Annotated in this window: 12 protein-coding genes; 3 read left to right on the forward strand and 9 right to left on the reverse strand. The window is 71.8% G+C overall.

Going from position 1 to position 14228, the window contains the following annotated elements; all coding sequences use genetic code 11:
- Positions 1 to 112: 112 nt before the first annotated feature.
- Positions 113 to 853, forward strand: a complete 741-nt coding sequence (locus ACFUUZ_RS27930; RefSeq protein ID WP_378701309.1) for a DUF6319 family protein — start codon at positions 113 to 115, stop codon at positions 851 to 853.
- On the opposite strand, the gene ACFUUZ_RS27935 is transcribed toward ACFUUZ_RS27930, so the two are convergent.
- Genes ACFUUZ_RS27935 through ACFUUZ_RS27945 form a run of 3 tightly spaced genes read right to left on the reverse strand, consistent with a single transcriptional unit; the run spans position 850 to position 3550 of the window.
- Positions 850 to 2373 (reverse strand): diguanylate cyclase domain-containing protein, encoded by a 1524-nt coding sequence (locus tag ACFUUZ_RS27935; protein WP_378701311.1) that lies wholly within the window; start codon positions 2371 to 2373, stop codon positions 850 to 852. The two genes, ACFUUZ_RS27930 and ACFUUZ_RS27935, sit on opposite strands and share 4 nt — an antisense overlap.
- Positions 2373 to 2942: a hypothetical protein gene (locus tag ACFUUZ_RS27940; RefSeq protein ID WP_378701313.1), complete on the reverse strand. Its 570-nt coding sequence runs from the start codon at positions 2940 to 2942 to the stop codon at positions 2373 to 2375. The genes ACFUUZ_RS27935 and ACFUUZ_RS27940 overlap by 1 nt, the downstream gene beginning before the upstream one ends.
- Entirely contained in the window at positions 2939 to 3550 is a 612-nt protein-coding gene (locus tag ACFUUZ_RS27945) for a pyruvoyl-dependent arginine decarboxylase (protein WP_378701315.1), read from the reverse strand. Before ACFUUZ_RS27945 ends, ACFUUZ_RS27940 begins: the two co-directional genes overlap by 4 nt.
- Positions 3551 to 3880: 330 nt before the next feature.
- Between ACFUUZ_RS27945 and ACFUUZ_RS27950 the strand changes: the two genes are divergently transcribed.
- Positions 3881 to 5572 carry a sodium:solute symporter family protein gene (locus ACFUUZ_RS27950; protein ID WP_378701332.1) on the forward strand — a complete coding sequence of 564 codons (1692 nt, stop codon included), beginning with the start codon at positions 3881 to 3883 and terminating at the stop codon, positions 5570 to 5572.
- A 12-nt stretch (positions 5573 to 5584) separates the two neighbouring features.
- Entirely contained in the window at positions 5585 to 5851 is a 267-nt protein-coding gene (locus ACFUUZ_RS27955; protein ID WP_378701317.1) for a hypothetical protein, read from the forward strand.
- A gap of 68 nt (positions 5852 to 5919) precedes the next feature.
- On the opposite strand, the gene ACFUUZ_RS27960 is transcribed toward ACFUUZ_RS27955, so the two are convergent.
- From ACFUUZ_RS27960 to ACFUUZ_RS27985, 6 genes are all read right to left on the reverse strand, one after another.
- Complete coding sequence (locus tag ACFUUZ_RS27960) at positions 5920 to 6399, reverse strand: SRPBCC family protein (RefSeq protein WP_378701319.1); 480 nt, start codon at positions 6397 to 6399, stop codon at positions 5920 to 5922.
- A 239-nt stretch (positions 6400 to 6638) separates the two neighbouring features.
- A complete protein-coding gene (locus ACFUUZ_RS27965; protein WP_378701321.1) occupies positions 6639 to 8087 on the reverse strand; it encodes a PepSY-associated TM helix domain-containing protein in 1449 nt (482 codons plus the stop codon).
- A 314-nt stretch (positions 8088 to 8401) separates the two neighbouring features.
- The gene (locus ACFUUZ_RS27970) at positions 8402 to 8980 is read right to left on the reverse strand and encodes a hypothetical protein (protein ID WP_378701323.1); all 579 of its coding nucleotides are present in this window, start codon (positions 8978 to 8980) and stop codon (positions 8402 to 8404) included.
- Between the two features lie 40 nt (positions 8981 to 9020).
- A complete protein-coding gene (locus ACFUUZ_RS27975; RefSeq protein WP_378701325.1) occupies positions 9021 to 10499 on the reverse strand; it encodes a TerD family protein in 1479 nt (492 codons plus the stop codon).
- Positions 10500 to 10549: 50 nt separating this feature from the next.
- The gene (locus ACFUUZ_RS27980; RefSeq protein ID WP_378701328.1) at positions 10550 to 12190 is read right to left on the reverse strand and encodes an acyl-CoA synthetase; all 1641 of its coding nucleotides are present in this window, start codon (positions 12188 to 12190) and stop codon (positions 10550 to 10552) included.
- Positions 12191 to 12421: 231 nt separating this feature from the next.
- Entirely contained in the window at positions 12422 to 14047 is a 1626-nt protein-coding gene (locus tag ACFUUZ_RS27985; protein WP_378701330.1) for an acyl-CoA synthetase, read from the reverse strand.
- Positions 14048 to 14228 lie beyond the last annotated feature (181 nt).

The following is a 14228-nucleotide window of genomic DNA, read 5'->3' on the forward strand; positions in this document are numbered from 1 at the left end:
GCCGCCCTCAAACGGGCAGCGTTCCGCCCGGCTCGGTGCTCATCTGTCGGTGCCGTGCGGCATCATCGGTGCACACCCGTCCGCACCAACGCAGATTGCTCGGAGCCCGCCAATGCCCTCGCCCCGTAACCGGCCGAAGCCCCTGTCCGACAGCGAGATCCAACAGATCGCGGCGGAGATAGCCGCGGGCAGGCCGCCGATGGTGTGGTTCACCTCGGCCGCGGTCGGCGTTCCGGAGGGCAGATCCGGCAAGGTGCTCTCCCTCGGCGACCCATCCGACGGGGACTTCCTGCAGGTCAAGCCCACCGGCTCGAAGGACGTGCTCTCCTTCTCGCCGGTCGAGGTCACGCTGCTCAAGCCCGCGCGCCCGGCCAAGGCGGCACCGCCCAAGGCACCGCCCGCCCCCGCGCCGGTCGCGGCGCCCGCCCCCGCGCCTGCGGCCCCGGCGCCCGCGAATACTGTTGCTCCGACACCGACCCCCAGGGAGGACACCCCCGTGACGCAGCCGACCCCGGCCCCGAAACCCGCCACCCCGGCGGCCGCCGAGCCCAAGCCGCGCCCGGCCAAGGCGCCCGCGCGCAAGGCGAAGACGCCGGAGGTCACGATCACGCTCAACGGCACCGCCGAGGGCGAGTGGACGGTCGACGTGGTGAGCGGCAAGAAGCGCACGGTGCGCGGCCTCGCGATCAGCACCACCGCCATCTCGCAGGCGGCCAAGATCCTGCACCCGGAGGTGGAGGAGGTCGTCGCGGGCATCCTGGAGGCGGTCCGCCGCGACCAGCAGGCCAAGGTCGCGCAGCTGCAGGCCGAGCTGGAGCAGGCCAGAAAGCTGCTCACCGAACTCGGCGACTAAACGGCGGTGTTCACCCCGCTGTCGATGCCCTTCGGCAGCCACACCCGCCGCCCGGTCTCGCTGGGCGCGTGCCGCACGTCCTCCCGGAAGGCATAACCCAACGAGCGTTCCTTGGCGTGGTACATCGCCGAGTCGGCTTCGCGCAGCAGCTCGTACCCGCTCGCGTCGAAGCTGCGCGGCCCGTCGCAGGCGATGCCGATGCTGGCGGTGATCGGGATCTCGCCGACGCTCAGTTCGAACGGCCGCACGAAGGCGGTGAGCAGCCGCTCGGCCAGCGCCCCCGCCTGCTCGCGGTCGAGCGGGGCGAGCACGACGAACTCGTCGCCGCCGTAGCGGGCGGCGACGTCGCGGTGCCCGACCACCCGGCGGATCCGGGAGGCGGCATTGGCGATCAGCTCGTCGCCGACGGCGTGGCCGTAGCTGTCGTTGACCATCTTGAAGCCGTCCAGGTCCAGGAAGAGCAGGCAGAGCGGGCGCTCCGGCCAGCGTTCCCGGCTGCGCTCCAGGGCGCGCAGCAGCGCCGAGCGGTTCAGCAGCCCGGTGAGCATGTCGTGGTCGGCCTGGTACTGGGCCCTGCGCTCGCTGCGGGCGCTGCGCACTATGGCGCGCTCGCTGCGCACGAGCACGCCGATCAGCATGAGCGCGAAGAGCGTGGAGACCACCACCCGGTCCAGGAAGGTCGGGCTGGAGCCGACCACCGGTACCAGCGCGGCCACGATCAGCGCCACCGCGATCATGCCCGCGCGCTGCCGCGAGTGCTGCGGGTGGATGTGCCGCGGGGCGCCGAGCGAGCCCATGGTGGGGTGCACCGCCGCCACCCCGACGGCGAGGTAGGCCACCAGCAGCGGCGCCTGCAGGACGTCGTGGTCGACCAGCCGGGCGCCGACGGTGTCCAGGCTGTAGCCGAGGTCGCCGATCAGCACCGCGAGCAGCCCGAGATGCAGCAGCCGCAGCGACGGCTCCGAGCCGCCGGTGGCCATCGAGTAGGCGACCAGCGTGAGCAGCAGCGCGTCCAGCACCGGGAAGGCCGCCGCGAGCAGCGCCGCCGCCCCCGGCCCCGACGCGCTGAGCACCGGCGAGATCAGGAAGGTCCAGGAGGCGAGCAGCGCGCCGAGCCCGATCAGCCCGGAGTCGAGCAGCAGGTCGTGGTTGCCGTGCACCTGCCGCGGGCGCAGCCAGAGCGTGGCCGCGACGCCGACCCCGGCGTACCCGATCAGCGTGCAGAGGTCGGCGGCGGGCAGCGCGGTGCCGCGCAGCGCCGTCCCCGCGGCGAAGGCCACCGCGGAGCCGGAGAGCAGGTACCAGGGCAGCGGGTGCGCCGGGCGGTACCGCCACAGCCCGAACCCGATCATGCCGAGCGAACCGAGCACGACGAACGCGGCGGCGCCGAAGGCCACCGGGCCGGAGCCCGCCAGCAGGTGCACCCCGATGGCGGCGCCGCCCGCGGCGAACAGCAGCGCGCACCAGCGCGCCCCGGGCTGCGCAGGCGTTCCGGCCGGTCGTCCGTCGTGCACGTTCATCAGCCCCCCTCGGTCGCGCCGCTCCCGCTGAACCGTGCCGCGTAGTAGGTCTGGGAATCCTCCACCGCGACGTCGACGCTCGCCCGCTCGTCCAGCGCGGCCCTGATGCCGTCCGCGAACGAGAGATGAGTGTTGTTGTACGAGCAGATATCCCAACCGACGACCGCCCGCTCGGCCACGAGTACCCGAACCACTGATTCGATCATGACATGGAACGCGGCGCCGTGGCGGGCGCTCGGCGCAACGAGCGTGAATCCCGCGTAGAAAATCGCGTTTCGCGCGGCGTGTTCCGGGTACCGCGCGGCGAAGTAGTGCGGGCTGATCCAGGGCACCGTCTCCAGGCAGCGGGTCAGCGTGGTGACGCCGATCGGCTCGCCGGAGGGCAGCCGCGCCACGTGCTTGTGGATCCGCGGATCCACCATCTCGTCGCGGAACTCGCTCGCGTGCAACACCTGTCGGGCCGCGGCCCGGTCGCGCAGCGGGCCGAACGCCTCCTCGTACACGGCCTGGAAGCGCGCGATCTGCGGTTCGGGGATGCTGGTCTCGACGGTGACGTGCAGCTCGTTCACGCGGCGCCGCCCCAGCCCGCGGCCAGGTACGCGGCGAGCACCAGCGCGCACCCCGGCTCACCCGCCGCGCGGATCTCGCTGGTGCACAGCTGGATCGGGCCGAAGTCGGCGGGTCTGCGGCGGGTCATGTCGGTGAGGCTGGCCCGGATCAGCGCCTCCGCCTCCGCCGCGCTCGCGGCCTCGTGCTCGACGAAGAGCCCGGCCCCCGAGCCGTCGGTGCGCAGCACCCACCCCATGCCCGCGGCGGCCCGCTCGCCGGGCGCGTCGGCCCGCGCCGCCGCGTACACGCAGTACAGCCGGTCGCCCCAGGCGATCGGCTTGCGCACCCGGGAGTCGCGCACCAGCCGGGCGCGCGGCGGGATCACCGAGGAGAGCCGGACCAGGTTCGCGTCGCCGACGCCGAGCTCGCGGAGCGCGGCGTCGAAGGCCGCGAGCGGCGTCGGGCCGGTGCCGCTCGCCGCGCCGATCTCGATGGTCAGTGGTATACCGGACGACCCGGCCGCGCGGAGCGGCCCGGCCGCCGGGGTGCGTAATCGCTCCACCCAGGGCAGCCCGAGCAGTGCGCCGCGCGGCGTCCGGACTGCGCCGCGCGCGGTGTTGTGCATCATGGTGATCCTCCGAATCCCCCGGCCCGCCCCCGATGCGGGCCCGTTGTGTCGACGAATTCGACTGTGCGCCAACTCGGTCGAGTTCGCAGCCCGGTTCGCCGGATCGCGGCGGCCGCCGTACTGTCCACACCCCTTCCGGCCTGCGGAGATGGAACTTCGGGTTCGGCTGGGCGACTGTCCAGGATTTCTCCCACTGCGGAGCGGTCTCGTGGTGCACAATCTCCGGACAGGACCCGAATCAGGTTCGACAGGAGGAACGCAGTGCCGCTTCCCGACTCATCCGTGCTGTCCTCGGTACCACCGGCAGTCCCCTTACCGACCGACACCGCGATACACGCGGCCGAGGCGCTCCGGCTGGATGCGAGCCCCGTCGACTTCGCACTGGTCGCGCTGTACTTCGTCTTCGTCCTCGGCATCGGGCTGCTGGCGCGGCAGCGCGTCTCGTCCAGCATCGACTTCTTCCTCTCCGGCCGCTCGCTGCCCGCCTGGGTGACCGGTCTCGCCTTCATCTCGGCGAACCTCGGCGCGGTCGAGATCATGGGCATGTCGGCCAACGGCGCGGAGTACGGCTTCCCGACGTTCCACTACTTCTGGATCGGCGCCATCCCCGCCATGCTCTTCCTCGGCGTGGTCATGATGCCCTTCTACTACGGCTCCAAGGTGCGCTCGGTCCCCGAGTTCATGCGCAGGCGCTTCGGCACCGGCGCGCACCTGGTGAACGCGCTCAGCTTCGCGGTGGCGCAGATCCTGATCGCGGGCGTCAACCTGTACCTGCTCGGCACCATCCTCAATGTGCTGCTCGGCTGGCCGCTGTGGGTGTCGGTCGTGGTCGCCGCGGTGATCGTGCTCTCCTACATCACGCTGGGCGGGCTCTCCGCCGCGATCTACAACGAGGTGCTGCAGTTCTTCGTGATCGTGGCGGCGCTGCTCCCGCTCACCCTGGTCGGGCTGCACAAGGTGGGCGGCTGGAGCGGGCTGCAGGAGCGGGTGATCGGCTCGCCCGGCGGCGCCGAGCAGCTGGAGTCCTGGCCGGGCAACGCGCTGAGCGGGTTCGGCAGCAACTTCCTCTCGATCCTCGGCATCGTCTTCGGCCTCGGCTTCGTGCTCTCCTTCGGCTACTGGACCACGAACTTCGTCGAGGTGCAGCGGGCCATGGCCACGCACTCCATCTCCGCGGCGCGGCGCACCCCGATCATCGGCGCCTACCCGAAGATGTTCATCCCGCTGATCGTCGTGATCCCGGGCATGATCAGCGCGGTGCTGGTGCCGGAGATGGCCGAGTACAAGGCGCAGCGCGCGGCGAACCCGGACTTCACCAGCGACACCTCGTACAACCAGGCGCTGCTGTACCTGATGAAGGACGTGCTGCCGAACGGGCTGCTCGGCGTCGGCCTCGCCGGGCTGCTCGCCGCCTTCATGGCGGGCATGGCCGCGAACGTCTCGGCGTTCAACACGGTGTTCAGCTTCGACCTGTGGCAGCAGTACGTGAAGAAGGACCGGCCGGACGGGTACTACCTGAAGGTCGGCAGGCTCGCGACGATCGGCGCCACCGTCGCCGCGATCTTCACCGCCTTCATCGCGGGCAACTTCGCCAACATCATGGACTACCTGCAGACGCTGTTCAGCTTCTTCAACGCGCCGCTCTTCGCCACCTTCATTCTCGGCATGTTCTGGAAGAAGATGACGCCGACGGCGGGCTGGGCGGGCCTGGTGGCGGGCACGCTCTCGGCGATCGTGGTCTTCGTGCTGAACGAGGTGGAGGTCTTCTCGCTCTCCGGGCAGGGCGCCAGCTTCGTCGCCGCGGGCACCGCCTTCGTGGTCGACATCGTGGTGAGCGTGGTGGTCACCCAGGTGACCACGCCGAAGCCCGCCGCGGAGCTGGTCGGGCTGGTGTACTCCGAGACGCCCAAGGAGCTGCGCACCGACCCCGAGGCCGACACGCTGCCCTGGTACCAGCGGCCGGTGCTGCTCGCGGGCATCGCGCTCGTCCTGGTCATCGGCCTGAACATCTTCGTCGGATAAGGAGCTTCCCCGATGCTTTTCGACATCCGCACCATCGTCGGCTCGCTGCTGAGCATCTACGGCGTGGTCCTGCTCGTCACGGGGCTGGTGAACAACACCGCGGCCGAGCAGGCCAAGACCGGCGGCTGGAACGTCAACCTGTGGAGCGGGATCGGCATCCTCGTGGTCGGCCTCGCCTTCATCGCCTGGGTGCTGATCCGGCCGGTGAAGCCGGTGGAGCCCGTGGCCGCCGACCCGGAGGCCCCGCTCGACCCGGAGGGGATCGCGCCCGCCAAGTAGCGCATACGCCGAGGGCCCCGGCGGCGGATTCGATCCGCGGCCGGGGCCCTCGCGCTGACCGGAGTGGGTCAGATGGTGCCGGGGGACTGCTGGTCCGGGCGCGGGATGTCGCCGCGCCAGGCGCCGGTCTCGTGCCCCTGGTTCTCGATGAACTTCTTGAAACGGTCGAGGTCGCCGTTGACGCGGTGCTTCAGCACGCCGGTCTTGTCGGCGACCTCCTCCAGGAAGCCGTCCGGGTCCACGTCGATCTGGGCGGTGACCCTGGTGTGGGTGTCGTCCAGCCGGTGGAAGGTGATGACGCCCGCGTGCTCCGGGCCGCTGTCCGACTTCCAGGCCACCCGCTCGTCCGGGTGCTGCTCGGTGATCGTGGCGTCGAACTCCTTGGTCACCGGGCCGACCTTGATGCGCCAGTGCGTGTGCTTGTCGTCGAGCTGGCGGATCTCCTCGACGCCCTCCATGAAGTGCGGGAAGGACTCGAACTGGGTCCACTGGTTGTACGCGGTCCGAACCGGAACCTCGACGTCGACTGCCGCGGTCATCGTGCTCATGGGGTTAACTCCTTTCCCATTCCGGATACTCCGGGGAACAGGCTGGGGTGTCGTCCTGCTGGACGACCGGGACACTCACCGGCTACCCGGGCCCTCCGGGCACAAACACCCGGTACCGCGGCTTTGTACGGGACGGTTCAGCGGTTATCGCGGTGCCGTCCGCGATCTGCCGTGCTGAGGCGGCGGCGCACCGCCGCCGCCTCAGTGTGTGGCAAATTCTCGGCGAACCCTGGTGCGGGTCAGTCGGTTTCGGCCGGGGCGCGGTTGAACCGCCCGATCAGGACGTCGACCGCGAGGAAGCCGAGCAGGCTCAGCCCGAACAGCGGCACGAACCAGCCGACCAGCAGCGCCGCCGCCACCGCGCCGATCGCGAGCGGCAGCGGCGTCGCGCGCAGCGCGCCCCGGCGCGGTGCCCGGCCGCCGAGCACCCGACCCGCCGCGCGCGCCGGGCGCCTGCGCCACCACATGCGGTAGCCGAGCAGGATCACCGCGACCAACCCGAGCGCGCTGGCCAGCAGCAGCAGCTGGTTCGGCAGCCCGAACATGAGCCCCATGTGGAACTGGATGCCCCAGTTGGCGAGCTTGGCCATGAGCGGCCACTCCGCGTACGGCAGCCGGTCCGTGACCTGCCCGGTGGCGCCGTCCACCGCGACCGCGTCGGCGGTGTAGGTGCCCGGGATCCGGCGCTCCTTCACGGTGAACGCCTGGCCCGCGGCGCTCGGCACGCTGATCTCGGCGGGCTGGGTGACGCCAGCGCCGCGGGCCGCCGCGAGTACCGCGTCCAGCTCGCCGACCCTGGTGGCCGGGTCGACCTCGGGGGCGGGGGCGTGGCCCGCGGCGTGGTGGTCGCCGCCGTGGTCGTGCGCGGGCTCGGCGCCGGGCAGCGTGGCGCTGACCGCCGGGGTGGTCCAGCTCAGCTGGGTGCGCAGCTCCTCGATGTTCGCGCCCGCGTAGGTGGACCAGGTCATGCCGGTGGCGGCGAGGACCAGCGCCATCGGCAGCACCCAGGTGCCGAGCGCGCCGTGCCAGGTGATCGTGCGGTTCCGGCCGCGCTGCGCGGTGTCGGGGGCGAGCAGCCAGGCCGCGGAGTTGCGGGCCCGCCTGCCGCGCACCCGGCGGATCCACAGCACCAGCCCGGCCAGCGCGATCACCCACAGCCAGGAGGCGGCCAGCTCGCTGTAGAGCCTGCCCGGCTCGCCCAGGTGCAGGTGGCGGTGGAACTGGGAGATCCAGGCGCGGGCGGGGAGCGCGCCGGAGCTGCCGTAGACCACCGCTTCGCCGACCGGCTCGGCGGTGTACGGGTTCACGAAGACCGCGCGGCGCTCGGACTCGCCGAGCGTCGGGTCGGCGAAGAGCACCCGGGTGGTCTCGCCCGGGGCGGGTGCCGGGGCGACCGCGACCAGCGTCAGGTCGGGCTGCTGCGCGACCCCGCTGCGCACCTGTTCGGCGAGCGGCGCCTCGGTCTGGCCGATGGGGACGCGCAGCAGGTCCTTCGAGGTGATGGCCTCCAGGGTGGGGGAGATGGCGTAGAGCGCGCCGGTCACGGCGGCGATCAGGATGAAGGGTGCCACGAAGAGGCCCGCGTAGAAGTGCAGGCGCATGGCGAGGGGTTGCAGGGAGCGGCGCGGTCCGGGTTTCGGCGCGTCGTCCGGGGAGGTGTCGGGTGGGCTGACGTCGATGACGCTCATGGGGGTTCGTTTCGTCGAAGGGCTGGGTGCGCCTCTCGCCGTCCGCGCGGTGGCTTCCGGGCACGGGCTTTGTCGTCGCGCCCGTTTCCGGATGTGCCGTGCTGGGCCGGTGTCCGGTGTGCCTGGTCGGCGTAGCGCCGGTCCGGGTACGGAGGTACCGGTTGTCGCGGCATGCGGCGGCTCCCGTCGCGGAGTCGCCGGGTCGCGGCGGTTACCGGAGACGGGCGCCGGCTACGGATGCACCGGCCGTCGCGGCGTGCGGGCACAGGCGTGCCCGGCCAGGCGACGGTGCGCGTCGATCGGCGAGAGGGGTTTCAGTGGGCGCGGCCCGCCGGGGGTCCGCGGCTGCTCAGCCCCTGTCGCGCGAAGACGCGCAGGACGACCCGATCGCGGTGCGCGATCGGCAGCACGGTCCGGTCCGCGACGGGTACAGCGGGGATCCGCAGCGGGAGTGCCCGCGCCAGGGCGCCGAGCGCGGCGCGGCAGGCGGCGCCCGTCCCGTGCACCAGCAGCGCGGCGACCAGCACGGCGACCGCGTGCGCGGCGAGCATGGCGGGCGTCAGCTGGAGGTCGCCCCCGTGCAGGTGCCCCGACTCGAATCCGAGGCCGATGTGCCCGAGCACCTGGGCCACGCCGAGCGCGGCGACCAGGCCCGCGGCGCCGCCCCGCACCGCGGGGACGCTCGCGACGAGCGCTCCGGTCAGCGCGGCGGCCGCGAGCAGCAGCACCAGCGCGGTGGAGCCGGGCAGCTCGGGACCGGCCCCGGCGCGGGCCGCGGCCCAGCCGTGCGCCGCCACCGAGAGACACGCGGACAGCGCCCCCGCCGCCGCGCCGCGCACCCGCGCGACCGCGGCGGGAGCACCCGCGTTCCCGCGGCCGGACCGGCACAGCACGGACCGATTTTAGCCTGGGCCGGGAGGCGGAACGACGCGGTCAGGTGGTATCGCGCTTGAAGGTGTTCAGCGGACCCTTGTCCATCTTCACCTCGACCCGCCCGTCCGGGTGCAGGATCGCCTTCGGTCGGTGCTCCGACATCCGCCTGCTGTACAGCTCCAACCGCTCGACCAGCACGCCGTCCGGGCGGTTGTAGACGATGCCGGGGACGCAGGTGAAGATCCAGCTGGACTTCTTCGCCTGGTCGGCCGGGATGGTGACCTCCTCCTCGCCGCCGCTGTCGATGGCGAGCGTCACCCGGTACTTGTGGAACGAGCCGGTGCCGTTGTTGATCGCCGAGTACGCGACCGGGACCACCGCCGCGATCTCCGGCGCGAACCGCACCTCGATGATCTCCTCGGTGCTGCCGCCGCCGCGGTTCACGTCGCCGCGGCCGCGGTCGCCCAGGTGCCGGACCAGATCCTTGAACTGCGGGTTCGCCGGGATGCCCATGGCGTCGAAGGTGGCGACGTGCACCACGGTGCCGTCGGTCAGCACCACCAGGGCGTACGCCTCGTAGTCGGTGCCCGAGGTCCACGCCACCCGCAGCCGGACCACCGGTGCCTTCCGCAGCAGCACCGGCGCCGAGTTCTTCTCCAGGGTGATGGAGCGCTTCGTCAGGTTCGGACCCGGTGGGGGTGGTGCGCCGCCCGGCGGCGGGAAGGTGCCGGGAGCTCCCGGCGGGGGAGGCGGGAATCCGCCCGGCGGCGCCGGGAACCCGGCAGGCCCGCCCTGCTGCTGGGGCGGATAACCCCTGGGGTCGCCCTGCGGCGGTGGCGGAAATCCGCCCGGACCGCCCTGCGGCGGCGGCGGATACCCGCCGGGACCACCTTGCGGCGGTGCCGGGTATCCGGCGGGCGCGGGCGGCGGCGCTGGGTATCCGGCGGGCGCGGGCGGCGGTGCCGGGAAGCCCGAGGGACCGCCGGGCGGGGGCATGGGCGCACCACCTGCGGGGGGAGGCGGTGGGGTCGCCTCGCCTCCCGCGGGCCCGGGATCGTCGACGGTGATCCCGTAATCCGTCGCCAACCCGGCCAACCCGGAGGCGTACCCCTGCCCGACATTGCGCAACTTCCACGCCCCGCCGCGCCGGTAGATCTCCCCGAGCACCACCGTCGTCTCGGTACTCAACCCCCCGACGGCGAGGTCGTGCACCGCGGCCCCGTCCGCGACCTGAACCGCGAGCGGGACCGCGGCAACGGTCCCGGTGTCGACCGAGGCCGCGACCACGAGCCGCTCGATCCGAGGCGCGACCCGCGGCAGTTCGACGGTGATCGCCCCACCGGCCAACCGCACCGCCCCGTCCGGCGACTCCGGCTGGTTGTAGAACACGAAGTCGGCATCCCCGCCGACCTTCCCGTCCGCGCCGACGCACAGCACCGAGACATCGATCCCGTTCGGCGCCACCGTGATCCGCACCTGCCCGCCGCCGAGCGGCACATTGCCGCCCTTCGGCAGGGAGGTGCCAGGGCTGGAGTTCACCGCGACCCCCGTCGCTCGTCCGATTCGTACCTTTCGAAGAGCCTAGGGGATCAGCCCTCGACCTCCATCTCGGCGAGCGGCTTGCGCAGCAGCTTCCCGGTGGCATTGCGCGGCAGCTCGTCCAGGAAGACCACCTCGCGCGGCACCTTGTACCGGGCCAGGTTCGCCTTGACGTACTCCTTGATCTCCTGCGGATCCCGACTCGACCCCGGCCCCGGCACCACGAAGGCGCGCAGCCGCTTCCCGTAGTCGCGGTCGTCCACCCCGACCACCGCCGCCTCGAAGACGTCCTCGCGCCCGGCGATCAGGTTCTCCACCTCGAGCGGGAACACGTTCTCACCGCCGGAGACGATCATGTCGTCGTCCCTGCCGTCGATGAAGAGCAGCCCGTCGGCGTCGAAGTGCCCGACGTCGCCGCTGTTCATCATGCCGTCCACCATCTCCTTGGTGCGCCCGTCGGTGTACCCGGTGAAGGCGAAGCCGTTGTCCACGAAGATGGTCCCGGTGACGTCCGGCTCGGTGATCGGCTTGCGGTTCTCGTCCAGCAGCACGATCCGGATGCCGACCGGAGCCTTGCCCGCGGTGGTCGGCGCCTTGCGCAGGTCGGCCGGGGTGGCCACGGTCATGACCGCGCACTCGGTGGAGCCGTACAGGTTGTAGAGGCTGTCGTTGAAGTGGTCGAGCGCCCGGGTGACCACGTCCGGCGCGATGGCCGAGCCCGCGGCGAAGATCACCTTCAGGCTGCGCACGTCGTACTTCGCCAGCACCTCGTCGCCGAGGTCGAGCATGCGCTGCAGCATGGTCGGCACGACGACCAGCGAGTCGGCCCGGTACTTCTGGATATTGGCGAGCGTGCCCTCGGGGTCGAAGCGGCGCTGCTGGAACACCACCCGGTTGCCGAGCGCGAGCCCGAGGGTGAACTGCGAGAGCCCGGTGCCGTGGAAGATCGGCGCGGCCATGATCATGGTGCCGTTGCGCGGCAGCGGCACCCGGTCGATGAACTGCGCGGAGGCGAACGGGCTCACCCGGTCGCGCGGGGCGCCCTTGGGGGTGCCGGTGGTGCCGCTGGTCAGGATGACCATGCCGCCCGGCTTCTCCGGCGCGGGGAACGGCGTGGTGTCGCGGCCGGCGATCAGCGAGTCCAGTGTCGGGATGGCCGGGTCGGCGCCGTCCTTCTCGTCCACCCAGGTCAGCACATGCGGGATGCCGTCCGGGATGACGCTCATCAGGTCCAGGAACTCGCTGTCGTGCAGCACCGCCTTGACCTTCTCGCGCTCGGCCACGTCGGCGAACTGCGGCTTGGCGAAGCCGGTGTTCATCAGCACCGCGCGCACCCCGAGCTTGCCCGCGGCGAGCAGGCTGAGCACCATGCCGCGGTGGTCGCGGGCGAGCACCGCGATGACGTCGCCGGGGCCGATGCCGAACTCGGTGAAGCCGCGGGCCAGCGCGTTGGCGCGGCGGTCCAGCTCGCCGAAGGTGATCTCGCCGAGCTCGTCGACGATAGCGGCGGCATCCGGCCTGGTCTGCGCGGCATGCATGACGACGCCGGCGAACGGCCCGAACTTGAGCACGTTGATCGCCGAGCGCGCCGCGTGGTCGAGCCGCAGCGGGTTGAAGAGCCGCCGCTTGAGCATGACGTTGACGCCGAGAGCGAGATCGCTCGCCTTGCGGATCGGGGCCGGGAGTGACATCTGCTACGCCTTCCGCGCGGCCCGGCCACCGGCGAGCGTGGGGTGGCGGGGACCGCAGCATCGAGATCCAGTGCTGAGCCCGACAATAGCAGTGGCCGGTACCGGCCGTATCGCACATCTCACGCCGCGTGCATCGGCGTATCCGCAGGTGATGAAGGTCATGCGGCGGAAGAAGTGAACCTGGAGCCGCCACCCGGGCGTCGCGGGGACGCGCCGGGCGGCGGAAAAGGCTCAGGCGTTGACGTCGTACTCCACCAGCACCCGGCGCAGCAGCTTGCCGGTCGGGTTGCGCGGCAGGTCGTCGAGGAAGATCACCTCGCGCGGCACCTTGTACCGGGCCAGGTTGTTCTTGACGTGCGCCTTGATCTCCTCGGCGTCCGGGCTGTGCCCCGGCTCCGGCACCACGAAGGCGCGCAGCCGCTTGCCGAACTCCACGTCGTCCACGCCGACCACCGCGACGTCGAAGACGTCCGGCCGCTCCAGCAGCAGGTTCTCCACCTCCTGCGGGAAGACGTTCTCACCGCCGGAGACGATCATGTCGTCGTCGCGGCCGTCCACCATGAGCAGGCCGTGGTCGTCGAAGTGCCCGACGTCGCCGCTGGACATGAAGCCGTCGATGATCTGCTTGTGCCGACCGTCGGTGTACCCCTCGAACGGCGCACCGCTGCGGATGAAGATCCGCGCGGTGGTGTTCTTGGCGGTGACCAGCTTGTCGTCGTCGTCGTAGAGCCGGACCTCGCAGGTGATCGGCGGGCGGCCGACGGTGCCCGGCGCGATGGCCAGCTCGTCCGGCTGGGCGACGGTGGCGACGGCGCACTCGGTGGAGCCGTACAGGTTGTAGAGCACCGGGCCGAACACCTCGGTGGCCTTCACGCACAGCTCCGGCGAGAGCGCCGAGCCCGCGAGCACGATGCCGGTGAGCGAGGAGAGGTCGTACTTGGCGCGCACCTCGGCGGGCAGCTCGGTCATGCGGTGCAGCATGGTCGGCACCGCCACCAGCATGTTCGCCTTGTTGTCGGCGATCATCTGCAGCGTGGCCTCGGCGTCGAAGCGGCGCCGCATGACGATCTTGTTGGAGAGCGCGGTGCCGACCAGCCAGGTCGCCAGCCCGGTGCTGTGGAAGATCGGCGAGACGATCACCATGGTGCCGCGCTGCACGAAGGGCAGCCGGTCCACGATCTGCGCGGTCGCCAGCGGCGAGACCTTGGTGCGCGGCGCGCCCTTCGGCAGGCCGGTGGTGCCGCTGGTCAGGATGATGAAGCCGCCGGGGCGCGGCGGCGCAGGCAGCGGCTCCGCGGAGTTGGCGCCGACCAGGTCGTCCAGGGTCTGCGCGCCCGCGGGCAGCGCGGTGTCCGCGTCCACCCAGGTCAGGTAGCGCGGCAGCTCCGGGGGCAGCGCGTCGAGCAGGCCGAGGAACTCGCTGTCGTGCAGCACCGCCTTGACCTTCTCGCGCTCGCACACCTCGGCGAACTGCGGCTTGGCGAAGCCGGTGTTCATCAGCGCGATCCGGACGCCGAGCTTGCCCGCCGCGATCATCGAGATCAGCAGCCCCCGGTGGTCGCGGGCCAGCACCGCGATCACCGTGCCCTGGGTGATCCCGGCCGCCTGCAGGCCGCGCGCCACCGCCGTCGACTGGTCGTCCAGCTCCCGGTAGGTCAGCTCGCCGCGCTCGTCGACCAGCGCCGTCTGGTCCGGAAGGATCCGGGCGGAATGCCGGACGAGGGTCGCCTGCGGGCCGTAGATCTGCGACTCCCGCATGGTGCGCAGCGTCTCCACCGGCGCCTTGGGATTGCTGACCCCGTTCTGCCGCAGCACCCCCAGCGCCTTCACGAATTCGAGCGCATGGGCCAACTTCATGCCGAACACCTCCACAATCGGGCTCGCCCTCGTGCCCGAAGCGCGAACCCACCGGACTTCTACGAACGCATACCGTAGCAGTGCGAGTGCGACAGATCACAGGGAAAGCCGACAAACCGGACCGCTGGTACCTACTCGTGGGTATCCCCAGGTAGACGGCGCCGCCCCCGCTGCCGGGCAG

Source organism: Nocardia sp. NPDC057353 (assembly GCF_042667085.1).
GTDB lineage: Bacteria > Actinomycetota > Actinomycetes > Mycobacteriales > Mycobacteriaceae > Nocardia.

Excerpts from the sequence above, each read along its gene's own strand:
- ACFUUZ_RS27930 (WP_378701309.1), top strand. The coding sequence starts at position 113 with ATGCCCTCGCCCCGTAACCGGCCGAAGCCCCTGTCCGACAGCGAGATC.
- ACFUUZ_RS27935 (WP_378701311.1), bottom strand. The coding sequence starts at position 2,373 with ATGAACGTGCACGACGGACGACCGGCCGGAACGCCTGCGCAGCCCGGG.
- ACFUUZ_RS27945 (WP_378701315.1), bottom strand. The coding sequence starts at position 3,550 with ATGATGCACAACACCGCGCGCGGCGCAGTCCGGACGCCGCGCGGCGCA.
- ACFUUZ_RS27955 (WP_378701317.1), top strand. The coding sequence starts at position 5,585 with ATGCTTTTCGACATCCGCACCATCGTCGGCTCGCTGCTGAGCATCTAC.
- ACFUUZ_RS27960 (WP_378701319.1), bottom strand. The coding sequence starts at position 6,399 with ATGAGCACGATGACCGCGGCAGTCGACGTCGAGGTTCCGGTTCGGACC.
- ACFUUZ_RS27965 (WP_378701321.1), bottom strand. The coding sequence starts at position 8,087 with ATGAGCGTCATCGACGTCAGCCCACCCGACACCTCCCCGGACGACGCG.
- ACFUUZ_RS27980 (WP_378701328.1), bottom strand. The coding sequence starts at position 12,190 with ATGTCACTCCCGGCCCCGATCCGCAAGGCGAGCGATCTCGCTCTCGGC.
- ACFUUZ_RS27985 (WP_378701330.1), bottom strand. The coding sequence starts at position 14,047 with ATGAAGTTGGCCCATGCGCTCGAATTCGTGAAGGCGCTGGGGGTGCTG.